Here is a 23,205-nt window from a genome sequence, read left to right on the forward strand (position 1 = left end):
CACCGCCTGTCCGCTCTGCCAGGAGACCCCTTCGTGACTTTGCCTCCGCCGTCTTTCGGATCAGCGGGTGAACACCGGCTGCAGCAGTACCTGGGTACGGCCCATCGTGCCGCTCGGTTCTACGATCAACAGGTACGCCCCCATCTCACACCCGAGATGCGGGACTTCATCGGCCGACAGGCAATGGTCTTCCTGGCCACCGCCGACTCCCGTGGAGAGTGCGATGCCAGCTTTCGGGCCGGGCCACCGGGATTCGTCCACGTCATCGACGACCGCACCCTTGCCTATCCCGAATTCCGCGGGAACGGCGTGATGGCCAGTGCCGGCAACGTGATCGAGAATCCTCATCTCGGCATGCTCTTCGTGGACTTCACCCACCATCACGTAGGGCTTCACGTCAACGGCGTGGCCCATCTCTACCGCGACTGGGACCTGCGCAGCATCCATCCCGATCTGCCCACCGACATCGCGCCCGGGCGCAGTCCGGAAATGTGGGTCCACCTCACCATCGAAGAGGCATACATCCACTGCTCCAAGCACATCCCCCACCTGGAACCATCCCCCCGCCCCACCGGCCGCGACGCAGCCCGCCCCAAGGACTCGGACTACTTCACCGAGCCCCGCACAACGCACCACCCGGGCCTTCCGTGAACCGCGGGCACGGGAGACCGGCGACCGCTTGTCGACAAGGTCGCGGACCTGCTGCGCGCCGCCGGACATGAGGGTCTCCGACCTGCTTCCGCGCAGGTCGGAGGCCCTTCCCTTACCTCCTAGAAGAAGCCCAGCTTCTTCGGTGAGTAGCTCACCAAGAGGTTCTTCGTCTGCCTGGGGTGCGCGGCTGGTTGCCCATCTGACCTGCGGAGTAGCAGCTGACAATGGTTCTGCGCCGTTCACTGGTCCGCGCATGGTCCGGATCTTGGTCGTGCAGGTCGGCTGCTGTGTCCTGGAGTTCGCTCGATCAGACGTCGCGCTCCAGGATCGGGCGAGGCCGGCGGCCGGACAGGAGCGTCTGATAACCGGGCGGTGAGGCGAGGTGTTCGCACACTCCGCCGTGCTCGCGGAACGCGATGCCCGTCTCTCTCTCCAGGGCAGGGAAGAACTTTTTGGCCTCCGGGGATTGCCCCGTGGTCTGCCAGCTGTAGCCGGGGCCATCGGTGAGCGCCCTGCGGATCAGGCGCTGCCCGAGGCCATGGCGCTGATGGCCAGGGTCGATGGAAATCTTGTTGATACTCCCGACACGACAGGCACCGCACACCACCCACAGCAGACGGCCGATGTCGTACCCATCTCGGTCGAACATTCGGAGGTCTCGGTGCCCAGTCGGCTGCCGCGGCGGCCAGTACAGGAACCGCACCTCGCGATGCTGGGTGGTCAGCAGAATCCAGCGCCACCGTAAAGGCGAGAGACACTCGGGAACAGGCGGTGTCACAGGTTTCTCCTTCGGGTTGGTTTGGGCTGGTGAGCGGCATGTTGGGGCGTCGTGCGTGCGTGGCTAGCTGAATGCATCGCGTGGGCCTCGGATTAGGCGACAGCAGCGGATCAATCCGCTAGCCCTACTCTGCCTGTTCGGCCTGAGGCCCACATTGTGTGCTCGCGTGAAATCGCAGCTTCGGCTTGGTCGACGAACTTTGCCCATTGGGTTTCAGAAGCCGATTCATCAAGCAGGGAGAGGATGTGTCTGATCTCGCGTGCAGTCAGACTATAGGCGGCTGCTTCTGTGTCCAGGCGATGGGCCTGGAACCATGCGGTGATGCCGGCAACTGCCGCGCTGACCACTCCGGATATTTCAAGAGGCAGGGCGCTGTATGCCTTGAGAACTCCAGTTGTAACGCCGATCAGCTCGCCTGCCAGCGCTGCTCTTCGCCATACGCGCGACTGTTTGTCGCGTGCATGAGCCATGCGGGAGTACCAGTCGACTTGCTCCGTCAGTCGGTTGGCCTTATAGGTGGCAATCCGCGTTTCCCTGGAGCTTGCTCGGCACCGTTCCATGGCCTCGTTTACGTCCGGTCCGGATGAGACGTCGACGATCTCTCCAAGGAAGAGCAAGTCTCTCTTGTTGCCAAACGCCCGTACGACCTATGTCACGCGGGCATCTCCTTCTGGCTTCACTCCGGCGTGGACCCGGCCGAGTGCGCCCGCCGGGCTGGCCAGAGCATTGAGGTCCTGTTTCGCGTCTACGCCAAGGTGCTTGCGGCAGGCCAGGAGAGAGCCAACCAGCGGATCGCAACGGCTATGAGGGAGTGGGTAAGCCGGTAGCGCTGATGCCCTGACTCCGGCAGGCGGGGAGTCAGGGCATTCGCAACGAGGGGCCGATTGTTCTCAATATTCGACTATCTATGCGCTGTCTTGACGGCCTTCGTGTGGCTGGTCGAGTTCTTGCTCGCGCCTCTTCTGTTCAACTCGGAGTGCCTCTACCTCCCGAGCAAGCCGGGCGAGGTTGTCATCCTCGTTGTCCCCGTCGTACGGGTAGATCCCCAGGTCGAAGGCGTTCTCCTGATGCTCAATGTCATCGGCTGTCTTTTGCAGGTAGTAGCCCCTCTCTCGGTACTTGTAGTAGCCCGTGAACCCTGCTGCTGTGCCGACGGAGAAGCTGATCCCGACTGTGATCCACTTCCATGGGGCAGGGGTGTCGGCAAAGCTGGCTGCTGCCGTGGTGGCGTACGAGCCGATGATGATGACTGCCTGGAAGGCGTTGTGGACTCTCCGATAATGGGAGCTCTGCCGCCTGTAGGCTTGCAGGCCGCCAGCGATGTCTTCCTTGTAGGCGTACTGCCGTTGATTGAGGGAGAGCCCTACTTGGGAGGCATAGAGACGTCTGCGCTCCTCGGCGAGTTCCAGGTCCAACTCTAGTCGTTGAACCGCCTGCTTCTCGCGATCTGGTCGTGAGCTTTCCCGATCCAACAGGAAGAGCAGAATGGCGATCGAGGCGACGGACAAGGGGGCCGCGATCGTGTTGTAGGGCCTCATGTCTACTGAGCGCCATGTGGATGCTGTCGCCACGTAGATTGAAAGGGTTCCGGTGATCGATGTGATCGTGAAAAGGCGAATCAGGCGAAGCTGTAGTTTTCGAACCCGTATTGCCTCCTGGGCTTTCAGGATCTCTTCTTTGAATTCAAGTAGCTGCTCGACTGGTCCTGGATGTGTTGACATTGCGGTTTCCTGGCGATCGGCGTCTGGAACGGTATCGACTCAAACCAAACAGGGAGATTTGTTGGTCTGCTGCGTTGGGCACCGCAGCCCCGTCGATGTCGGCAGGCCGATCGTCGGGGTCTGCCGCAGAGGAGAGATGGCATGCCGTGTCCCTGGGTGGCTCAAGCTGAAGAGATCACCATCATCCAGGTGAGGCGGCTCCTTCGGGGGCAATCGCTTGGATCTCTCCAGGTTCCTACTCGTGGCCGGCCGTAGATTGGGGGTGTCAACCGTAGGCTGGGCGGCCGGGGTTGGCCCGTGACTGGCCCGGAACCACTGATCGGCCCTGGGGCTGGCGTGGGACAGGGTGGCCTATTCCTCGTAAAGGCCCCGAATCGCCACCCTGTGGCCGTACATGCAGTTAGCGGGCCTCCAGCCTGGTTCGCCGCAGATCGGAGGCCCTTTTCTTCGTCCTAGAAGAAGCCCAGCTTCTTCGGCGAGTAGCTCACCAGAAGATTCTTCGTCTGCTGATAGTGCTCCAGCATCATCTTGTGCCCCTCCCTCCCGATCCCCGACTGCTTGTAGCCTCCGAAGGCGGCGTGGGCCGGGTAGGTGTGGTAGCAGTTGGTCCAGACGCGGCCGGCCTGGATGGTGCGGCCGGCGCGGTAGGCGGTGGTGCCGTTGCGGGTCCAGACGCCGGCGCCTAGGCCGTAGAGGGTGTCGTTGGCGAGGGACATGGCGTCGTCGAAGTCGGTGAAGGACGTGACGGCGACGACCGGGCCGAAGATCTCCTCCTGGAAGACGCGCATGCGGTTGTGGCCCTCGAGGATGGTGGGCTGGACGTAGTAGCCGCCCGCGAGTTCGCCGCCCAGGTCGGCTCGGGTGCCGCCCGTCAGGATGCGGGCGCCTTCCTGCTTGCCGATGTCGAGGTAGGAGAGGATCTTCTCCAACTGGTCGTTGGAGGCCTGGGCGCCGATCATGGTGTCGGTGTCCAGGGGGTGGCCGGGGACGATCGCCTCGGTGCGGGCCTTGGCCGCTTCCAGGAACGTGGCGTAGTGGCCGCGCTGGACGAGGGCGCGGGAGGGGCAGGTGCAGACCTCGCCCTGGTTGAGGGCGAACATCGTGAAGCCTTCGAGGGCCTTGTCGAGGAAGTCGTCGTCGGCGGCGGAGACGTCGTCGAAGAAGATGTTCGGGCTCTTGCCGCCGAGTTCGAGGGTGACCGGCTTCAGGTTCTCCGAGGCGTACTGCATGATCAGGCGGCCTGTTGTCGTTTCGCCGGTGAAGGCGATTTTGGCTACGCGAGGGCTGGAGGCCAGGGGTTTGCCCGCTTCCACGCCGAAGCCGTTGACTATGTTGACCACCCCCGGGGGGAGCAGGTCCGCCACCAGGTCCAGCCAGACGTGGATCGACGCCGGGGTCTGCTCCGCCGGCTTGAGGACGACCGCGTTGCCCGCCGCCAGCGCCGGGGCCAGCTTCCAGGCGGCCATCAGGATCGGGAAGTTCCAGGGGATGATCTGGGCGACCACGCCCAGCGGCTCGTGGAAGTGGTAGGCGACGGAGTCCTCGTCGAGTTCGGAGAGGCTGCCTTCCTGGGCCCGTATCGCGCCCGCGAAATAGCGGAAGTGGTCTATCGCCAGGGGGATGTCGGCGGCCAGGGTCTCGCGGATCGGTTTTCCGTTGTCCCAGGTCTCGGCGACGGCCAGGATTTCGAGATTCCGCTCCATGCGGTCCGCTATGCGGTTCAGGACGAGGGCCCGTTCCGCGGGGGAGGTGCGGCCCCATGCCGGGGCCGCGGCGTGGGCGGCGTCCAGGGCGCGTTCCACGTCCTCGGCCGTGCCCCGCGCGATCTCCGTGAAGGGGCGGCCGTCGACCGGTGACGGGTTCTCGAAGTACCCGCCCTGCTTGGGCGGTACGTACTCGCCGCCGATCCAGTGGTCGTACCGTGGGCGGTAGGTGACGATCGCGTCCGGGGAACCAGGGGTGGCGTAGCGGGTCATGGCGGCCCTTCGGGTGGGTGGGGTTCGTCGTGCGTTCCGGGGTGGTTCGGGGTGCGCCTCGCGTGCATGTCCTGCACGTCCTGTGCGTCACGCGACGCTAGCCGCGGCCACGTTGCGCGAACGTTGCCCGTAGTCGTCCCGCCCTCGCCGCCACCGGACCCCGGTGTGCCGCGTCCTCGGGGAGCGCGGCCAGCAGGCGCTCCCAGACCTCCAAGTCCTCCTCGCCCCACGCGCTGTCCGCCCACAGCTGGAGCGCCCCCGCGTCGCCGCCACTCAGTACTGCCCTGCGCAGTCTGCCCTCCAGGAGGCGGCGCAGCCGCTGTATCCCCGGCGCCTCGGACAAGGGGAGCAGCGGGCCGGCGTAGGCCCGTAGCGCGGCGCACAGGTCGCCTGCCGTCAGCGCTCGTTCCACTTCCGCCGCGTCCGTCTCCACGGGGACGCTCAGCCGGTACGGGCGCGAGTGCAGCAGCCCGCCCACCAGCCGCCGCAGCCGGGACAGTTCCGCGCGCAGGGTCACCGGCGGCACCGGGCGCTCCCCGTAGAGGGCCAGGGAGAGCTGGTCGCCGGTCAGGCCGGCGGGGTGGGCCGCCAGCAGGGCCAGGATCTCGCTGTGTCGTCTGCTCAGGCGTAATCGGCGCCCGTCGGTCACCAGCAGGGCTTCGTCCCGGCCCAGGACCGACAATGCGGGCTGCCCTCCGGCAGGGCTGGATGCCAACTGCGCCTCCGCCGCGCGGGCCGTCGCCTGGACCAGGGCCAGGCTGTGCGGGCCGGCCAGGTGGTCGCCGCCGGTGATGTCCACCGCGCCCAGCAGCCGTCCGGTCACCGGGTCGTGGATGGGGGCCGCGGCGCACGTCCACGGCTGGACCAGGCGGTTGTAGTGCTCGGTGGCGAAGATCTGCACGGCGTGGTCCAGGGCGAGGGCCGTGCCCGGGGCGTTGGTGCCGGCGTGGCGCTCGTCCCAGCGGGCGCCCGGTACGAAGTTCATCCGCTCGGCGCCCCTCCGCACCCCCGCGTGCCCCTCCACCCACAGCATCCGGCCCGCCGCGTCGCAGACCGCGAGCAGGTGGGCGCCGTCGTCCGCGATGGTGCCGAGCAGTTCGCGCAGGAGCGGCATCACGCGCGCCAGCGGGTGCGCGCGCCGGTAGCGGTCCAGGTCGTCGTCGGTCAGCTCCACCGGAGCCATGAACTCCGGACCGGGCAGCACGGCCGCCGAGCGCCGCCACGAATCCGCGACGACCGCCCGGACCCGGGGGCTCACCACCCCGTCCGAGACGAACGCCGAGTGCGCGCCGCCCATCGCCCGGCTCCGCTCGGCGGGGTCGGCGCCGGACACCATCGCCAGCCAGGGGTTGACCACGTGGACCCTCCCGGAGGTCGGCCGCCTCCGTGACCATACCGCCGGGCGGGGGCGCGGCGAACGCCGAGCGGAAGAGGGCTGCGCCGACGGGTCGGTGGGTAGGACACGGACAGCGGAGAGTTGCGGTGGACACGTCACAGTGGTGACGCCGGCCCCCGCCATCGCCTCCGCATGTACATCAGGAACTCCCGAAACGGAAACACAGTGAACCGTAAGGTATTTCTCGACATAGCCGAGCGAACCCTCGCCGCCTATGTGACCACCTTCCTCGGCATCATCATCGCCGATGGTTTCGACCTCACCAGCATCTCCGCGCTCAAGGCCGCGGCCGTCGCCGCGCTCCCCGCCGCGCTCTCCGTGATCAAGGGCGCGATCGGCAGCCGTTTCGGGGACAAGGACAGTGCCGCCTGGCTGCCCGAGCGTGACAAGGCGGGTGGCGGGTCGGCGACGGGGTCGGCGGGCACCCCCGCCGGCGGTCGGTAGCGCGGGACGCCGCGGCCGCCGAAGTCTCGCGGAAGCCGGCATTTCACACGGGGTGTGCGCGGCGCACCCGCGCCACCCCCTCGCACACGCTCCCGCCCGGGCCGTCCGCGCGGTTGACTCGAGAACGCGAGTCCCACTGGCGCGACGGGACCGGTGCCGCCGGTCATTCCCCCCGAGCCTGGCGGCCCGCCGACCCGTACCGCCGGGCGGACGGTACGGGGCGGCTCGCCTTCTTGCAGGCGGCCGCCCTCGTCACTGCGCCAGTCGGGCACATGGCGGGCACATGGGCGCCGGGGTGCATACGCACAGCCGGCTGCTCCTCTTACGCCGTGGGGATAAATCCAACCCTGATGCTAGCTGGTCAGACGCGGGGTTTCATGATGGTGAACCGAGCCACTGGTCCATCGTCCGCAATCCGGCGCCGCTGAGCTCCCGGATCCAGTGCGCGTAATACCGGTAGACCGTCTCGACCGTGTCACCCATCCATGCGGCCACTGTCGCCGGAGTCTCACCAGCGGCCAGGTGCACTGAGGCGAACGTGTCACGCAGGACGTGGTAGGTGTTGCCACCCTCGGGGTCCTCCCACGCCTTGCGCGGCGTGCCGTCTTCCCGGTACAGGCGCTTGAGGACCCCGGCCTGCTCCAGCGACGGCTTCCACACGTCTCTGTTCCATTCCCTGGCTGTCACTGGGTTGCCATAGGCGGTGACGACCAGCAGCTCGACGGTCACCCGAGGGAGCTCGTCCCACGGCACCTCTGGGTCTTCACTGCGCACCCATGGCAGCGTCACTTTGACCGGCGGGAACTGCTCCATGTGGTCCTTGACGCTCCGGCACAGCGCCGCAGGAATCGGGAAACGCCGCGTCTTGTCTTCCTTCGGCAGCTTGAACCACATTCTCCCCGAGTAGCTCTGGAGCTGCCGGACCACGCTCAGGTGCCCGGTCTCGAAGTCGAAGTCTTCGGGGCTCACCCCGAACGCCTCGCCCTGGCGAAGGCCCCCGCCGAACCCTAGATCGTCCGTGACACGCCACCTGGGCGGCAGCGCCTGCCGCACCTCCCGCACACGCTGGCTGGACCAGGCATGCTTGTTTGACGGCGGTTCCTTGGGCGGCCTCGCCGAGTCCAGACCGCGGCACGGGTTCCGGTCGATCCGCCCAGCTTCGAACGCCCCTTGCAGGACCTTTGACAAGGCGTACCAGCTTCTGCGGACCGAATTGACTCCCACCTGAGACCGCAGCGCCGTCTTCCACGCATTGAGCTCTTCCGGGCCAATGCCGGCCAGCTCCAGGTGCCCGATCGGATACGCGAGGATGCACGAGCGGATCAGCTGCTCCTTCCGCTCGCGCTGGCCGGGCGGCAGCTGGACGTTGGGCCAGTACACGTCCCAGATATACCGCTCCAGCGTGATACGTCCGGTCTGTTCCTGTCGATGCTTGCCGGAGCGGACATTCCCGCTCAGATTCTCCGCGCGGGTGGCTGCGTCCTCGTACGCCTCATAGTTCTCCTTCGGCAGGCGCCCGCCCTCATCGTCGTAGCCCCGCACCTGCCAACGGGCACCCTGCCCGTGCACGCTCGACCGGTAGGGCTTTGGCGACTTGTGCTGTCGGCAACGCTCCGACGGCGCGCCAGTCTTCTTGTGCCATAGGTCCTCGACCCATGCTTTAGCCATCAAATCCCCTGGATTCGCGGACGCTTCAATCGACGTCGACGCGCCGGAGCATCCTGTACGGGTGCTGAGCCGACATCGTGGGAGCTTCTGGAATCGCGCGTAGCCATGTACGCGGTCACAGCGGAAGCGGGGTATCGCACCGGGCCGTGGAGCTTGCCGAGGAGAACCCAGCGAGGTCCCTTGCCGAGGACGCGCCAGTTACCCAGCGTCTTGGGCGTGACGCCCAGGATGTCGGCCACCTCGCGCGGGGTGAGGTAGCGGTCCACCGGACTCATCACGCGCCCACCGAGGTGCAGTTCGTAGATCCTGCCACACCCTCGGGATCTCGGGCTACGGCAGCAGCAGACGGGGACTCAGGTGGACTTGACACGAAAGCAGTCCAGGAAGACTCGTCGGTGAAGGCATCCATCTCGCGCTCGCCGTGACGCACACAGCCGGCGAAGTCTGGCGACATGTTGTAGCGCCGCGGCCCTTTCCCGACAGCCGACCAGTTCCAAAGCGTGTCCACCGCGATGCCGATCCGGCGTGCAGTCTCGGCCGGCGTCAGGAAGACGTCACCGGGCGGTGCGGGCTTCTTGATTCGAGGCATGGTTCAACCCAGGGGCGCAGAGGTACAGGGAGGCGCCCGAAGGCGCACGCACAGGATCAGGCCTAATCAAGCCCTGCTGAAGAAGCTGAACGGGGCACGTTTCACCACGATTTTTTGACCAGGTGTGACACCACAACTTCCAGCCATTCAGCGGGCATAGGCGATTTATTGGCGATCTCGCCCCCTGGTGCCGCCACTTTCCTGCTGCTCCGGACGGGTGGTTTAGGGAGCCCCGACCCTTGCGGGGCCTGAGCTGTAATGACTGCCGACAACACAGACGCACTCAGGTATTACCACTCGGAAAATCGCGGTGTTCACCCTGGAGTCAGTCAGACCACGACGACCCGGAGGACACTGTGTCCCTTGCGCCCTTCACCGCGCCCACCTTCTCGCCCGCCCGGCTCTACCGCCTGATTCACGAGCGCGGGCTGTCCTACACGGAACTCGGAGCCGCCGTTGAGCGGGCCGGACAGTCGGTTCGCGCCTACGCGACCGGCGAGCGCACCCCCAGTGTACGAATCGTGCACCGCCTCGCCGCCGCCCTCGAAGTCGACTTCGCCGAGCTGTGCGAGCCCTCCGACCCGGACGCCGAGCTGTTCGCCGCGCTGGCTCACCTCGACGGGGAGCGCCGTAAGCGTGCTCTGGCCGTCCTGACCGCGAACTGAAACCCGGACGGGCTCAGAGATGCCAGACCCCCGACTGGCACCGGGGCGAGGCGGAAAGAGAGAAGCGAAATGATCAATCCCGGTACGACCGTTGACACTGCCTTGCCGGTGACCGACGTACTTACCCATGCGCAGCTCATAGCGCGCCTGACGGCCCGTCCCGGCACCCTCCCGGACTTCGGCGACGGCGCGGTACCCCGGCTCAATCCCCGCCGCCTGGAGGGGCGTCTGGTGGCTGTGCAGAGGCTCGGCTTCGTGCCCGGCCGGCGTGCCCGGCTCGACATCCGCGTCCGCGGTCTCGACGGCGCAGCGAAGGTGGAGGAGCTGGGTGTCCACCGCGTCCACCTGGCCCACCACATCCGCCAGTTCGCGTCACTGCCTCAAGGAGGGTGGAGCGTGGGGCGCTTCGAGCGGATGCAAGGTCATGGTCACCAGTGGGCGCCGCTTCCTCACCGGCTGCCGCCGGGGCCCCGGATTCGGTCCCGGACATAGCAAGGCTCCCGGGCTGGCAACCCCGGGAGCCTTCACCAGACTTCCAGCGAACGGAATCACGATGTTGAATTCAGGCTACCAAGAACCGCCCTATGCCATTAATCGTGCGGACGAGCGCCGCCGTATTCATGATGCTGGCCAACGTTGCGTCAACGACTACGGCCTGTACGTCTTTCCTGTCACCTACCGAGGCAAGGCACCGGCCTGCCCGGCATGGCCAGCCGAGGCGACGCGGAATCCTGCGATGCTGAAGAAGTGGTTCGGCAGCGGCCTCCACAACATCGGTGTGGCCATGAAGCGGTCCGACGTTATCGGGATCGACATCGACCGCGCGGGGGCCTTCGAGGAAGCCGAGGAGGCGTTCCCCGGCATCTGGGCGCCCACCTTCACCATCACCACGGCCAAGGGCCGCCATCTCTACTACAGGGTGCCGGACGTGGAACTAGGCAACTACACCGGCAGGCTCCCGAAGAACATCGACGTCCGGGGAATCAAGGGCGACGGCGGTTATCTCGTCGGCCCCGGCTCCCGCCACGAATCCGGCGCCCTGTACGAGGCGGAGAACTGGAACGTTCCCATCGCCCCCATGCCGCCGGTCTTGGTGCAAGTACTGACGCCTGTGCCTCGGCCGGCCAGGGTGAGGCCGGGAATCGCGAGCGGGGCGGGGGCTCTCGTGCCGCTGGTCGCGAATGTCCTGGAGGCCGTAGAGGGCGAGCGCAACAACCGGTTGCACTGGGCCGCATCCCGTGCTGCGGAGGAGATCCTGCTGGGCTTCTACGACACCAACGCTGCCCGTGCGGCACTGCTCGCGGCGGCGCTCATGACCGGGCTGGACGAACGCGAGGCCGACGCGACGATTTCCTCGGCCTTCCGCAGGATGGGGACGGAACGGTGAGCCTCGATGCCAACGACAGGGCTCGTGCGGTGGTCCGGCAGATCGCCGGGGACGGTTTACTGATCGCACCGGGCGGCGACAACAAACTTTTCCCGAAGGGAGCGAAGAGCGCAAAGGGAGCAGCACACGGTGATGTGCACTCTTCGGGGGACAGGGCGCAGGGCGAGGAAGAACCGCCTTTCCTCCGGCAGATCTACGGCGTCCCGTTCAGCACCTTCCGCACACGGGCCAAGATGTGGCTGTGGGAGGAGAACGGCCATAAGTTCATCCCTCTCGGAGAAGCCGGGTACGTCGCTGGACCTGGCGGAATCGGCAAGACCACGTACTTCCTTCAGCAGGTGGTTGCGCCCCTGACTCTTGGCACGCTGCCCGGCGTCTTCGAGGGCGAGCCCCGCAACGCGGCCGTCTTCTGCGCGGAGGACTCCTACGAGCACATCGTCAAGCCCCGTCTGATCGCCGCGAAGGCCGACCTCGATCGCGTGTTCAAGATCGCGGCTCGCACACCCGAGCGTGACGACCTCGTACCGCAGTTCCCTTTTGACGCTGATTCGTTGGAGGAGTTCCTGGCCGCGCACGAGATCTCATTCACCCTGCTCGACCCCGTCATGTCGTGCCTTGGAAATGGCATCAAGCACAACGACCCGCAGGCCATCCGCAGCGTCTTCGACGCCTTCCAGCCCGTTGTCGAACGCACCGACTCCTCCCTGATCAGCGTCATGCACCTCAACCGCCGCCACGGCGAGGATGCGGCCGGCCGCATGTCGGGGGCCCATTCCTACAGCGACTGTGCGCGGGTGGGCTTCGTCTTCGCCGAGGTGGAAGAGGGTTCCTACGTCGTCAGCCAGAAAAAGAATAGCTACGCGCCGCAGAAGGCCCCGGACATGGCCTATCACTTCGACTCGGTGCTGGTGGACACCGACGACGGTATCCCGGTGGACGTCGGCCTCGTCGTCGTTGACGGCGAGTCGGAGGTATCAGCCGACGACGCCCTGACCGCACCGCGCCAGACCGCGGAGGAGCGCGAAGAGACCGAAGACCTGGCCAGCGTGCTGCACGAGCATTTCGTAGAGAACGGAGTCGGCGAGTTCCGCGAGATTCCGTCCAGCGACATGCCCCGCATCGCGAAGACCCTTGGGGCCTCCGTCGATCAGCTCAAGCGGGCCAAACGCCGGGCTGGGATCAAGTCCGGAAAGACCCAAGGCGCCTTCAGCGGCGGGTGGGTGTGGTACCTCACCGAGCCCATTGCCGAGGATCAGGGCACCGAGTTCGCGAAGGGAGCGACGAAGGGAGCAGACTCCTGTGTGCCGCTCCCTTCGCTCCCTTCGCACCCTTCGGGGAAGCGGGAGGACGAGAAACTTGCCCTCCCCGCCTCCGGCGCACCGCGTGAGCCCTGGACCCTGCCTGACGGCTTGCCGAACGTCGCCACGGCCAAGCCAGAGAGCCAGGAACCGCCCAAGTCTCAGCCGGCCGGAACGAAGAAACACAAAGGGCGCCCCTCGAAGCTGACGCCCCAGCAGTGGGAGGAGGCCGCGCGGATGAAGCATGGCGGCATGAGCAACCAGAAGATCGCCGATCACTTCACCGAGGAGACCGGAGAGCGCATCACCTCCAAGGCCATCCACGCTCACTTCGCCCGTGCGGCCGAGAAGAGCCGGTGAAGCGCCGTCGGCGCTGCTGCCGCTGGCGCACCGAGCACAAGTTTCACGACGCCGAGGGCTACGTCTTCGTTTACCGCGTCCACGAGGCCCGCTGTCCAGTCCGGGAGCCCAGAGGCGCGGACAGGGGCTCAGAAGAGTGTCATGGGCCCTTCCTGGCCCTCCGCGGGCGCCTCGGCGAGCTCCAGCTGCCACGCGGTTGCCTGCGCGAGGGCGACATGGGATTCGGAGCCGGGACACAGGATCAGCGACCGGCGCTCGCGCTTGTGGTCGTGCAGGGCCCCGTATCCCGGCCGGCGCGTGGGCACGAGCACCACGGGGCGGGAGCAGACCGGGCGCGGGGATACTCCATCAGCGACACCTCATGAGGCCAGGATGCGGCAGGAGCTCCAACTTTGCCTGGTCCCAAGGTTGTTAGCCCGGGGCTGTCAGTGGCCAGCGGTAGGTTTCGTGGCCATGTGGGATCTCAGCTGGGACGAGGATCAGGCCCTGTGTGGGCTGTGCGGGGAGTGGCTCCCGAGCAAGACCCCGGGGCGCGATGATCAGCGCTGTCGCGGGTGTGCAGTGACCCAACGGCGCGTCTGGAACTACGGCCTGTCCATAGCCGGGTACAACGCGATCTTCCGCGTCCAGGAGTTCCGATGCGCACTGTGCGGGGAGTGCGAGCCGGAAGCTCTCTCCGGGACTGAGCGGACCTGGCACATCGACCACGATCACCGCTGCTGCACGATCAAGACCGGCTCTAAAAGGTGCTGCGTGCGCGGCATTCTGTGCCCCGAGTGCAACGTGAAGCGTCTGCCGGCCTACGAACGGCTGCCCGAGCAGATGCGGGACAGCCCCCTGTTCAACGGCTACCTCCTGAACCCGCCTGCTCGTCGGCCCGAGGCCGAGGTCATCGTCGGCCGGGACGATCGGTACATGCCGGGGCCGGGCGCTATGGAGTGGGACACGATCGCTGATGCGTTTTTCGGCCGCCACTCGGAGGAGTAGGAGCACGGAGACGCGAGAAAAGGAGAAAGGGCGCCGGCCGCTCCCGAAGGAGGGTTGGTACCCGGCGCCCCAAGGAAATTCAGTGCGACACTGGGATTCCCTGGCGGGAGACTAGCACGTAGGCTTACGGCGCCGCCTCTGGGAGTTGGGCACTGCTCGGCCGGCTGACACTGCTTTCGCCTGAACTGGGCTTTCGTGTGTGGGCGATCAGGGGCACAGGCCGGAGAATTCGGGCATTAAGGGTGGGGGCGTCTTATTCGGGCGTCCCGCATCGAATGGGTGCACCCTGGGCGTTCTCTAAATGTCAAGCGAATTCCCTGAATGTCTCGAATCCTGGACGTAGTATTTACCACGCCCCCTTTTTTGTTTCTGGGCCTAGTGCCCTGCTATTCTGCGGCCCTTTTCGATAAAATGGAGACCTGCCCATCCGGGCGCGCCGGTTTGGTACCCGGCGCCAGTGCGACATTCGGCGATAGGGGTTTCTCGAAAATGGCAAAATCTCCCGGGGAGAGCTCTGCACAAAATCAAGACGGTCATGAAGTCTTGGAAAGTGCCGACAAGCGCTTGCGCTTCACGCTGCGCACCGTTCCCGATGACGCGCGCCCGGACGCAGTCGAGGCGTACGCCGAGCAGCGCGCAAAGCTTGTTGCAGGGGTAGAGAAACAGGAAAAGGGTGCCCCGAAATTCCGGCCGTCCACCGCTCACCGTGCACGGAAGATGCGGCTGCCCAAGTCGCCGGATGCGCCCATGAAAGAGCGCGAGGCTTTCGCCCCGGGTGACTGGATCGAGTGGACCCCCTGCGGTGCCGACGCACCGGTTTCTGGTTCGGTGTGGAGCGCGGGACCGGGCTATGCAAATTGGTGGGTCGTCACGGACCGCTCCGGCGTGACCGGCGAATGTCACCTCATGGAGCGTGACCGGCTAGGCGGGTACAAGATCAATGGCGCGGCAGCGCGCTCTCTCCGGGGAGAGATTCCCGAGCAATTGGCGTTCGAGGAAATTCCGCAGACTCCGGGTGCGCGGATTCCTGAGCCTCCCAAGCCGTACACGCTGTGGGAGGGGCGGGGGTTCGAGAAGGTCTCACGTCGAATGCCGGTCGCTATCTCCGATGAGCAGGTGGCCATTTTTGGCACGGTGCGCTATTACCCACATCGCACGATTTCGGTAGACGGCTTGGAATTCACTGTCAAGCTGACGTGGCACGACCGCACCCGCCAGCCGCTCTTCGAATCACGGATATTCCACGGTGAGAAGCCGATTGCCACGCTCGGGCAGGCGGAGAGCCTGGGTGAGGCAGTGAGGCGCACGGTTTCCTATGCGAGGGTGGTGGATAAGGAGGCGGCGGAGCGCGTTTATTCGGAGAAGTACCGGGAGTTTTTCTCGCCGGAATACGACCACTCCGGGATTTGCCCCAGGTGTGAGGGCGAGAACGAATGCCCTCTCTACGTCATTCCGGAATTCGACACACTTCCGGGCAAACCGCTCTGCGCTGACTGTCTCGGATTCCGGCTCTGTTGCTCCGGGAAGAAGCTCAGTAGCGTCGGGCGCGCAAAGCGCGTAGCTGCGACACGGCGTCATACGCTGGAACGCAACCAGGCGATAGCGGCATGGGAGAAGTGGCGGAGTGAGCAGGCGCGGGGGCAGCGGCGATACCGCCTTGAATTTCCGCTGGACGTGGCGTTGCCGTCGCTGGGCGACTCGGGTGTGTGGGGCGCCCAAACCCCGATGGGCGGGGACAAAGAGCGCGGCTGGAACTGGCCGTGCCGTAATGAGTTGTACCGCGTGGAAGTAGCCGGATTCAAATACGCCGTGAAATGGGACGGCTCGGAATGCGTCGGTGTTGGCTACTGGCAGGAAATCAAAAACATCGTGCGTAGCCATCGTCGCGCCCTGGAGGAGGAGCGCCGGAAGCGGGTGCTGGAGCGGCTGGCAGGCAAGGGAGAGTTTTCCCCGGGGGAGGAGACACCCGACAACGCACCCGGGCGCTCCGCAGAGACTCCGAAGCGAGTCCTTTGGGCTCCGGGTGACCGGGTGATCGTGGACGGACGTCAGGGGTGTGTGCGATCGGTCGAGATGGGTGGGACGCCGGTGCGGGTCGCTTGGGATGGCGAGATCACCACGAGCGCCGTTCCGGCCGCCGACTTGAAGCCTGTGAAAGTGCCTGCCCAGGAAAATGAGCCGGAGCAGGTGCGGAAGCCGAAGGAACAGTCCCCGAAGGTGTCAGCGAAGCCGAAGGTGGGCGATATCGCGTTCAGTGGCGAGAGGGGCCGGGAGCGGGCCGAAATCCTCGGCCATGCCTATGGGATATCCATGCTGGCCGGGGTGTATTTCATCAAGCACTTCGGGACCGGTGTGGAGATTGCCGCCGGAGTCCAGGGACGCCCGGCCATGAAGCGCGCGATCCTCGCGGATGCCGTCGCCAGGGGCGCAGCAGCGCCGGAGCCGGAGCCGCAGGCATGCGAGGACTGCGAGGAATCTCCGTGCGCGTGCTATGACCCGGACGCACCGCAGCCTGAGCCGCAGCCGGAGGAATCCCACGCGGCGGCCGTCTACCCCGAGCTGCGACCGTGGCTGACGCGGTGGCAGGAGGGCGACCGTAAGCGAGTCCTGAATCTCTTCTGCGGCCCCGGCGGGGCATGCGTGGCCCTGCGGAGGCTGCTGCGGGACGACGTGGACATGATCTGTGTGGACAGCGATGCGCGCTGCGCCGCCACACAGCGCGCCGCGGGCTGTACCGCCATTCACGCGGACGTGACCACCCTCGACCCCTCGGACCCTGTCTTCCGTGACGTGCACGGGCTGATCGTGACGCCCCCGTGCATCGACTACACGGACGCCGGGAAGAGGTTGGGGCGGCTCGCCGAGAACATCGACATTCTTGGGGAGGCGTGGGACTGCGCGCGGTACGCGGCGGGGGTTATGCCGCTCTGCGGCGGGGATCACCCCGACTTCGGCAAGGAGATGGGGCGGCGCCTGCCCAACGGCCGTTCCTGGTTCGACGTCCGGCGGGACTTGGACGGGTACTCGGGCGAGACCGGCGGTCTGATGCTGGAGATTGCCGTCTGGACCCTGGGCCTGGAAGCCGCAGGGGCACCGCTGGAGTGGGTGGCTGTTGAGCAGAGCTCGAAGCTTCCCGAGGAGATACGCGGGGAAGTCGTCGCCGATTTCCAGCTTCTCGGCTGGAGCATCGCGGAGTGGAAGGTTGCCGACGCGGCCGACTACGGCGGTCCCTCGCACCGCGTGCGCGCGCTGCTGTACGCACGCCGCGACGGTGGCGTCATGTCCATGGAGGCGCCTGGCTTGGCCACGGGCGCGGCGCAGGCAACGGGACTCCCTGAGGGAACCACTGTCTGGACCCGGGGCAATCGCAAGACGTCCGGCGGCAACGCCTTCACCATCACGGGCGAAGCGTGCACGGCCATTACCAGCAAGGTGCGTTCCTGGGACCTCGGGGAGCGCGGCGGACGCTTCACCCTCGAACAGGTTGCCGCCCTGGTGACCATGCCGCGCGGCTTCCCCGCTCAGGGCTCCCGTACGGCCATCTGTCAGCAATTCGGCGACGTCATTGCCCCCGTGGCAGCCCTCGCGCTGCTCGGCGCCGCTCAGGGCATCCCGTGGCTTCCCGTGCTGCGCCAGTACCTCGCGGAGCTCTACCCCGACGTTCACGGCATGCACGAGCACGAGCAGGTGTGGGAGGACGACGGGGGCGCCGTTCCTGGCGTAGCCATGCCCCAGCCGGAGCAGCAGCGGCCGACGATGGCGGAGCTCCTGGAGAAGCACGTGGGGTCCGACTGGAAACCGCTGGAGGCCACCGCTGACCCTGAGTTCGAGGGCGATGGCCAGGAGGGCGACGAGGAGGAGCAACCGCAGGGCATCGCCCCCGTCTCCCGCGAACAGCGCGCGGCAGCATGGAGGATCGCGGCCGGGGAGCAGCGGCCGGAGCCCCAGCCCCAGCCCGAGCCGGAGCCCCAGGAGCCCGAGGAGAACGACGAGGAGCGCCGGGAGGCGGAGGGCGACCGCGCGGCCGTCGCCAGGATCATGGCCCTTGCTGCGCGCCTGAGTGAGCAGCGCGCCCGTGAGGCGGACCAAGTCACCGGGATTCTGGAGCTTGCCGACCGCGTACGCGCCCAGGAGCGCCAGGCGGCCGAGGAGGAGCGCCAGGAGGAGGTTGCCCCTGAGCCGGAGCCCGAGCCGGACCGCTTCGAGGAGCTGAAGCGGGAGCTCGAAGAGCTGCGCGCGGACGTGGAGAGCTGGGGCGCGGAGGTTGCCGCCCTGGCCGTCGCCGAGGCGGAACGCGTCGTCGCCGAGGTCGCCCAGGACATGAGGGCGGCGGAGTTGCTGGAGCTGCGCCGGGAGGCGGCGGCCGTCCGGGAAGAGCTGACGTCCAGCGTCGTATGGGAGCCGGAGGAGGAGGTGGTGGGGGCCGGGGTGCCCCGGGCGGCATGGTGGCATACGGCCTGGGCCAGTGCTGCGGCGTGGACCGTGGGAACGGCGGTCGCCTTCGGCGAAGGCTGGGTGGAGGGGTGGCAAGAGGCGATGCGGCAGTAGGGGGCAGGCGCGGGGGCTGGGGCGGCAGGCGCCGCCGTCCCGGCCCTCCCGAGCACTACTTGGAAATCCTGCGAGGCACGGCCGGCCGAGGTCGCGCGGGGACGGAACAGAAACAGCACTGCCTTGGCGCAGAGCGCTGCGATTTTTCGGGGACGAATTCGGGGGCGGCACGTCGGCCAAGTCGGGCAACCGGTCTTGTGGCCGCCGCTCCAGCGATCGGGAAGCAGATGACGACGAACAAGACGTGCGCGTACGAGGGTCGCGAGATCGAGATACGGCCCGCCCCCATGAAGTACGGACCGCCGTTCTTCCGTGTCGGCACGGGCGAATGGATGCAGGGGAACCGGGGGGAGAGCCCGGGCGACCTGCTGAAGCGCGTCAAGCGCACCACAAGGGCGTGAAGATGGCATGCACAGCGCCGGAATGCGTGAAAGCTGCCCGCATCGAGGCCCAGCGCGCGAAGCGCCGTACGGGTCTCACGGCGGGCGCGGTCTCGCGGGTGCTGGGGAAGGCGGGCATTCTGCGGGCGGAACTCCGTAGCGACGGCACCGCCAAGACCGAGGGGTTCAAGGCCCAGGGCGAGGAAGGTATCCACCGCGTCGCGGTGATCTGGTGTGGGGGCGAGATCGCGGCCGGCGAAGGGCTGCCCGAAGATCTGCGCGCGTGCGCCCAGGTGCTCGCGAGTGCGGGCTACCCGGTACGGCGGACGCCCTACGGGGCCGCGCTGTGGGTTTTCCCGAAAGGGTCCGACCCGGCCGAGGGGCTGGCGCTGGAGGAAGAGGAGTTCGAGGAGAACGACGTCGAAGAACCGGCGCTCTGGTCTCCGGTCGATCCGGTGCCGGGTCAGCTCGGGCTCTTCGGGGAGGCCGGGGAGGAGGAGCCGCAGCCGGGCTCGGAGCGGTGGGATATCCGGCGCGTGCGCGAGATCCTGGCCGAGCGGTTCGAGGAGGCGTACGGCGGGCGCGACGGCTTCCACGTCGGACCGGAGATGTGGGACGTCATGGTCACGCGGCAGCAGGGAACGGCCATCACCCGCCCTCGTGGAGGGGCAGGGCAGTGCTGGGACATCGCCATGGCGAAGTACCTCGTTCACCTGGAGGCGGCCGGCCTGGAGGTCGTGACGAAAGACCGGCACTGCATCGTCGTAAGAGTGCCGCGGCCAGCAAGCCGCAGACCCACGCGGGGGTTTTCCACACGGGCGAGCTAAAGATCTTCTCGTAACCATGTAGATCGACCCGCGTTGGTCTGGTCGTGCACGTGCTCTCCGCTCAGTGTCCTGAGTTCGTCGAGGTGTTCACCGGGCTACGCCCACGGCAGTTCCAGCGGCTGGTCAAGGCTGTCCAGCGGGCTGGCGGGCGGGCCTTGGATCCTGGCCGGCCGGGCCGCCCGTGGTCGCTGTCGCTGAAGGACCGGGTCCTGCTGGTGGCGGTGTATTGCCGCACGAACCTGTCCATGCCCCAGCTCGCCCCGCTGTTCGGGATCTCTACGGCGGCGGTCGGCCGGATCATCAAACGGCACGGCCCGCTGATGACCCTCGCACCCGCCAGGCACAGGCCGGGCAGCGATGACGTGCTCGTCGTGGACGGCACGCTGGTGCCCACGCGGGACCGGTCGGTCGCCGCTTCCTCGAAGAACCACCGCTACTCGACGAACGTGCAGGTACTGATCAAGGCGGAGACCAAGCTCGTGCTCGCGGTCGGCCGCCCGATGCCCGGCAACCACAACGACTGCATCGCCTTCGCCGACTCCGGTATCAAGGCGGCCTGCGGGAACGCGACCGTCATCGCCGATGGCGGCTACCGGGGAACCGGGCTGCTCATCCCGCACCGCCGCCAGGCCGGGCAGGAACGGCTGGAGCCGTGGAAGGAAGAGCACAACGCATCCCACCGCCGGGTGCGGGCCCGGGTCGAGCACGTCTTCGCCCGGATGAAGAACTGGAAGATTCTCCGCGACTGCCGCCTGAAAGGCGACGGCGTCTACTGGGCCGTCAGCGGAGTCGCTCGCATGCACAACCTCGCCTTGGCCGGCTGGCCGGTGGTGCGGGCGGGGAACCGTCCGGCCGTGGTGTGACTGCGTCGTTGACAGGTGTCCTGTCCGTATTCGGTCAGGACCCACCCGTGAGCGACGGCCCTTGGTGTGGTCCCGGCCGGGGCCACACCAAGGGCACTGGGGTCATTCGTTGGTAGGGAAATTGAAGGAGAGGAAGTGCAGGGTCTTTGGTCCTTTGGCCTTCTGGCTGATGATCTGCTTGTCGCCGCCGCAGTACTTCTTGGAGTAGACCCAGAGCACCGTGTCGGTGAGGTTTTGGGGCGAAAACGCGAACTTGGCTGCTCCGCTGGCTACTTCCGGGACAGTGATGCAGGTGTTGGTTGCCGGGTTGAGCAGTTGAGAGTCGTCCACCTCATGAGTGTTCACATCGGTGTACTCGTAGTTGAACTGTCCGCTCGCAACGGCGGAGGCGGAGCCCGGAGTGGCGAGAAGCAGTGCCAGGGCGGAGACGGCAGCGGTGGCGATGACGCGTAGACGGGCCAAGGCGGGGGTCCTCACGTGGCAGGGACGTGCTCAGACACCTCCGGACTGCCCAGCGCAGTTTCCGGCCAATCGCCGCTTCACCCGAACCGGGATGGCGGACATGTGTCCACGCCCTGTTCGGATCGCCCCTGGCCAGGTGCCATCCCCCTCCAACAGGACGACCGCCCCACCGCGAGGGCAGGACGGTCGCCACAAGACGTCACGGCACGGGCAAGGGAACCAGGGATGTCCCGTGCCGGGCCGGTCTACAGGCCGCTGGTGAGGTTGCCGAGGGAGGTCTCAACTCCCGTGACCGTGTCCTGGAGCGTAGCAACGAGCGCGCCAGCGGTGCCGCCGACGTCTGCGGAGGCGGGTGTGGCGAGGACGCCGAGGAGCGCGACGGTTCCCAGGAGTACGGCAGCGATGCGACGCATGGCGATGTGCCTTTCGAAGAAGGAGGGTTGGCGCCCGACTCGGCGTAGATCGAGTCGCCCACCGATTGCCCAAACCGATGACCGGACATGCGCCACTCACCCGAACGGGAAGAAGCGGAAACGATTCGCCGGTCGCCGCGGTACCCTCCGCCCTCGACGCCTGCCGGACACCGTCAGAGCCTCCTGCGACACCAAGTCCATCAAACAGTTACGAGATGGCCTTTAGGAGGGTTCTCGTACGTGGTCACCTTCGAAGGCTTCGACTCGATCGGCGGCACGCTCGTCTTTCAGAGAGCCGGCATCGGCACGAGCAATTACACCGTCACCGACCACGAGGGAACGGCGGTGGAGGTCGGACGGTCGGACCAGAACGGTGCGGTGGAGTGGCTGGCCCATCACTACGGGTTGCCGATGCCGGTTCGCATGAACGAGATGTAGGCGCCCGCGTCCGACTGGAGCCCACATCTCGCGCAGTTGCATGAAGTTGATTGCCAGAGACAGGGGGCAGACTATCCTAAAAAGGGCGATAGCTCTCTGACCTGTGCTGTATCATCTATGACAAATATCGATACGGCATTTTGGCCCGAGCGAGTGAGGGGGCTCACATTGACGCAGCCGACGGAGCGCCTTCGGCTTATCGCCCTGCTTCGCGTCAGTACCAAAGGGCAGATTGACGCTTATGGCCTGCCCGCGCAGCGCAAAGACGTCAAGAGGTGGGCGAAGCTGACAGGGCATCGCCTGGTGGACATCCTGGAAGACAAGGCAATTTCCGGCACCGAGGATGAACGGGAAGAACTGACCAACGCCCTGGAGCTGCTGGCCGAGGGGCGGGTGGACGGCCTCCTCTTCCCCAATATGGACCGGCTGGCACGCGAGCTGACGACCCAAGAGGCGATCCTGGCCGTGATCTGGTCCCTCGGCGGCCGGGCCTTCACTGCCGACGGCGGCGAGGTCTTGCAGGACGACCCCGATGACCCTATGCGCACCTTCGTCCGTCAGGTGATGGGCGCGGCGGCACAGCTCGAACGTGGCCTCATCTCCAAGCGCCTCCGTAACGGCCGCAAGACCAAAGCCGAGAAAGGCGGCTACGCCTACGGCGCCCCCCGCTACGGCTGGGAGACCAGCACGAAGAAGGAGCTGGGCGAAGTCGACGGAGAGCAGGCCGGCCGAGTCCGCGCCCAGGAACTGCGCGCCCAGCTCGACGAGAACGGCAAGCCCATGAGCTTCCGAGCCATCGGCGCCAAGCTCAAAGAGGAGGGCTACAAGACGAAGCGTGGCCTGGACGACTGGCAGCCTGCTACCGTCGCACGCCTCCTGGATGACGACTACCGGCAGCGCTCCGCCGAGTCCGCCGCCCGCATCCGGCAGCAGAAGAAGGAGGCTGCGCGCGCCCAGAAGGCCCGGCGCGTCCTCGGCAAGGTCAGCTGAGAAATCGCACGAATAATGCGCTAGGCCGGAGGTAGGAGTCCGGCCCCGCGAGACGAACCCCAACCGCTACAGAAGAAGTTCCACCCCTGGGCATCCACCGCGCTCCGCGGTTTCTCGAAGGGGCATCACGCTGTGACGGTCCCCTTCAGTGCTGCTGAGGGTGTCGCTACTATCGACACCCCTACCCCTGACAGCACGTTTTCCAGTCCACAGCATGGACACCCTTCCGCCCGCCAGGGGTGCTCACAGTGGGAGGACCCTTCCCGGCGCCGAGGAGATAGCTCCCTCCCTCCGGGAGATCGAGCACGCCGCTCGCGACTACGCCGAGGGGGCGGAGCTCTCCCGCCGGGGTGATGCGCTCAAG

The 23,205-nt window shown here is 66.7% G+C and carries 23 protein-coding genes and 1 pseudogene; 14 read left to right on the plus strand and 10 right to left on the minus strand.

Annotated features, from left to right (window positions below; genetic code table 11):
- Nucleotides 1–33: 33 nt before the first annotated feature.
- Nucleotides 34–651 (plus strand): pyridoxamine 5'-phosphate oxidase family protein, encoded by a 618-nt coding sequence (locus RM609_RS12715; RefSeq protein WP_311610509.1) that lies wholly within the window; start codon nucleotides 34–36, stop codon nucleotides 649–651.
- Between the two features lie 307 nt (nucleotides 652–958).
- Here the strand turns inward: RM609_RS12715 and RM609_RS12720 are convergent, their stop codons facing one another.
- Nucleotides 959–1,429 (minus strand): hypothetical protein, encoded by a 471-nt coding sequence (locus RM609_RS12720; RefSeq protein ID WP_311610510.1) that lies wholly within the window; start codon nucleotides 1,427–1,429, stop codon nucleotides 959–961.
- A 110-nt stretch (nucleotides 1,430–1,539) separates the two neighbouring features.
- Nucleotides 1,540–1,989: an SLATT domain-containing protein gene (locus RM609_RS12725; protein WP_311610691.1), complete on the minus strand. Its 450-nt coding sequence runs from the start codon at nucleotides 1,987–1,989 to the stop codon at nucleotides 1,540–1,542.
- A gap of 39 nt (nucleotides 1,990–2,028) precedes the next feature.
- On the opposite strand from RM609_RS12725, the pseudogene RM609_RS12730 reads away from it, so the two are divergent.
- Nucleotides 2,029–2,256, plus strand: a pseudogene (locus RM609_RS12730) (site-specific integrase); the annotation flags it as partial.
- A 78-nt stretch (nucleotides 2,257–2,334) separates the two neighbouring features.
- Here RM609_RS12730 and RM609_RS12735 read toward each other — a convergent pair.
- From RM609_RS12735 to RM609_RS12745, 3 genes are all read right to left on the minus strand, one after another.
- Nucleotides 2,335–3,150 (minus strand): DUF4231 domain-containing protein, encoded by an 816-nt coding sequence (locus tag RM609_RS12735; protein ID WP_311610511.1) that lies wholly within the window; start codon nucleotides 3,148–3,150, stop codon nucleotides 2,335–2,337.
- Between the two features lie 452 nt (nucleotides 3,151–3,602).
- Nucleotides 3,603–5,126 (minus strand): aldehyde dehydrogenase, encoded by a 1,524-nt coding sequence (adh, locus tag RM609_RS12740; protein ID WP_311610512.1) that lies wholly within the window; start codon nucleotides 5,124–5,126, stop codon nucleotides 3,603–3,605.
- A gap of 97 nt (nucleotides 5,127–5,223) precedes the next feature.
- Entirely contained in the window at nucleotides 5,224–6,483 is a 1,260-nt protein-coding gene (locus RM609_RS12745; RefSeq protein WP_311610513.1) for a GAF domain-containing protein, read from the minus strand.
- A 204-nt stretch (nucleotides 6,484–6,687) separates the two neighbouring features.
- On the opposite strand from RM609_RS12745, the gene RM609_RS12750 reads away from it, so the two are divergent.
- Nucleotides 6,688–6,966 carry a holin gene (locus tag RM609_RS12750; protein ID WP_311610514.1) on the plus strand — a complete coding sequence of 93 codons (279 nt, stop codon included), beginning with the start codon at nucleotides 6,688–6,690 and terminating at the stop codon, nucleotides 6,964–6,966.
- A 375-nt stretch (nucleotides 6,967–7,341) separates the two neighbouring features.
- On the opposite strand, the gene RM609_RS12755 is transcribed toward RM609_RS12750, so the two are convergent.
- Both RM609_RS12755 and RM609_RS34485 read right to left on the minus strand, forming a co-directional pair.
- Nucleotides 7,342–8,634, minus strand: a complete 1,293-nt coding sequence (locus tag RM609_RS12755; RefSeq protein ID WP_311610515.1) for a tyrosine-type recombinase/integrase — start codon at nucleotides 8,632–8,634, stop codon at nucleotides 7,342–7,344.
- Nucleotides 8,634–8,909: a helix-turn-helix transcriptional regulator gene (locus RM609_RS34485; protein WP_369016235.1), complete on the minus strand. Its 276-nt coding sequence runs from the start codon at nucleotides 8,907–8,909 to the stop codon at nucleotides 8,634–8,636. The genes RM609_RS12755 and RM609_RS34485 overlap by 1 nt, the downstream gene beginning before the upstream one ends.
- 670 nt (nucleotides 8,910–9,579) lie before the next feature.
- On the opposite strand from RM609_RS34485, the gene RM609_RS12760 reads away from it, so the two are divergent.
- The 4 genes from RM609_RS12760 to RM609_RS12775 all read left to right on the plus strand — a co-directional run bounded on the left by RM609_RS12760 (nucleotide 9,580) and on the right by RM609_RS12775 (nucleotide 12,933).
- Nucleotides 9,580–9,888, plus strand: coding sequence for a helix-turn-helix domain-containing protein (locus tag RM609_RS12760; protein WP_311610516.1), 309 nt, complete (start codon nucleotides 9,580–9,582; stop codon nucleotides 9,886–9,888).
- 108 nt (nucleotides 9,889–9,996) lie between these two features.
- A complete protein-coding gene (locus tag RM609_RS12765) occupies nucleotides 9,997–10,380 on the plus strand; it encodes a hypothetical protein (RefSeq protein ID WP_311610517.1) in 384 nt (127 codons plus the stop codon).
- Between the two features lie 61 nt (nucleotides 10,381–10,441).
- Entirely contained in the window at nucleotides 10,442–11,275 is an 834-nt protein-coding gene (locus tag RM609_RS12770; RefSeq protein ID WP_311610518.1) for a bifunctional DNA primase/polymerase, read from the plus strand.
- Entirely contained in the window at nucleotides 11,272–12,933 is a 1,662-nt protein-coding gene (locus tag RM609_RS12775; RefSeq protein WP_311610519.1) for an AAA family ATPase, read from the plus strand. Before RM609_RS12770 ends, RM609_RS12775 begins: the two co-directional genes overlap by 4 nt.
- 128 nt (nucleotides 12,934–13,061) lie before the next feature.
- Here the strand turns inward: RM609_RS12775 and RM609_RS12780 are convergent, their stop codons facing one another.
- The gene (locus tag RM609_RS12780) at nucleotides 13,062–13,238 is read right to left on the minus strand and encodes a hypothetical protein (protein WP_311610520.1); all 177 of its coding nucleotides are present in this window, start codon (nucleotides 13,236–13,238) and stop codon (nucleotides 13,062–13,064) included.
- A 148-nt stretch (nucleotides 13,239–13,386) separates the two neighbouring features.
- Between RM609_RS12780 and RM609_RS12785 the strand changes: the two genes are divergently transcribed.
- The 5 genes from RM609_RS12785 to RM609_RS12805 all read left to right on the plus strand — a co-directional run bounded on the left by RM609_RS12785 (nucleotide 13,387) and on the right by RM609_RS12805 (nucleotide 20,538).
- Entirely contained in the window at nucleotides 13,387–13,920 is a 534-nt protein-coding gene (locus tag RM609_RS12785; protein WP_311610521.1) for an endonuclease domain-containing protein, read from the plus strand.
- Nucleotides 13,921–14,463: 543 nt separating this feature from the next.
- Nucleotides 14,464–18,468 carry a DNA cytosine methyltransferase gene (locus RM609_RS12790; protein WP_311610522.1) on the plus strand — a complete coding sequence of 1,335 codons (4,005 nt, stop codon included), beginning with the start codon at nucleotides 14,464–14,466 and terminating at the stop codon, nucleotides 18,466–18,468.
- A 227-nt stretch (nucleotides 18,469–18,695) separates the two neighbouring features.
- A complete protein-coding gene (locus RM609_RS12795; protein WP_311610523.1) occupies nucleotides 18,696–18,869 on the plus strand; it encodes a hypothetical protein in 174 nt (57 codons plus the stop codon).
- A 26-nt stretch (nucleotides 18,870–18,895) separates the two neighbouring features.
- Nucleotides 18,896–19,675 (plus strand): hypothetical protein, encoded by a 780-nt coding sequence (locus tag RM609_RS12800; RefSeq protein WP_311610524.1) that lies wholly within the window; start codon nucleotides 18,896–18,898, stop codon nucleotides 19,673–19,675.
- A 44-nt stretch (nucleotides 19,676–19,719) separates the two neighbouring features.
- A complete protein-coding gene (locus tag RM609_RS12805; RefSeq protein ID WP_311610525.1) occupies nucleotides 19,720–20,538 on the plus strand; it encodes a transposase in 819 nt (272 codons plus the stop codon).
- 102 nt (nucleotides 20,539–20,640) lie between these two features.
- Here the strand turns inward: RM609_RS12805 and RM609_RS12810 are convergent, their stop codons facing one another.
- Together RM609_RS12810 and RM609_RS12815 are read right to left on the minus strand one after the other, a co-directional pair.
- Nucleotides 20,641–21,000: a hypothetical protein gene (locus tag RM609_RS12810; RefSeq protein WP_311610526.1), complete on the minus strand. Its 360-nt coding sequence runs from the start codon at nucleotides 20,998–21,000 to the stop codon at nucleotides 20,641–20,643.
- Nucleotides 21,001–21,245: 245 nt separating this feature from the next.
- Nucleotides 21,246–21,413, minus strand: coding sequence for a hypothetical protein (locus RM609_RS12815; protein WP_311610527.1), 168 nt, complete (start codon nucleotides 21,411–21,413; stop codon nucleotides 21,246–21,248).
- Between the two features lie 240 nt (nucleotides 21,414–21,653).
- Between RM609_RS12815 and RM609_RS12820 the strand changes: the two genes are divergently transcribed.
- The gene (locus RM609_RS12820) at nucleotides 21,654–21,851 is read left to right on the plus strand and encodes a hypothetical protein (RefSeq protein WP_311610529.1); all 198 of its coding nucleotides are present in this window, start codon (nucleotides 21,654–21,656) and stop codon (nucleotides 21,849–21,851) included.
- A gap of 168 nt (nucleotides 21,852–22,019) precedes the next feature.
- Entirely contained in the window at nucleotides 22,020–22,841 is an 822-nt protein-coding gene (locus tag RM609_RS12825) for a recombinase family protein (RefSeq protein ID WP_311610530.1), read from the plus strand.
- Nucleotides 22,842–23,205: the final 364 nt, after the last annotated feature.

This window comes from Streptomyces hesseae, assembly GCF_031845785.1.
In the GTDB taxonomy this organism is placed as follows: Bacteria; Actinomycetota; Actinomycetes; order Streptomycetales; family Streptomycetaceae; genus Streptomyces; species Streptomyces hesseae.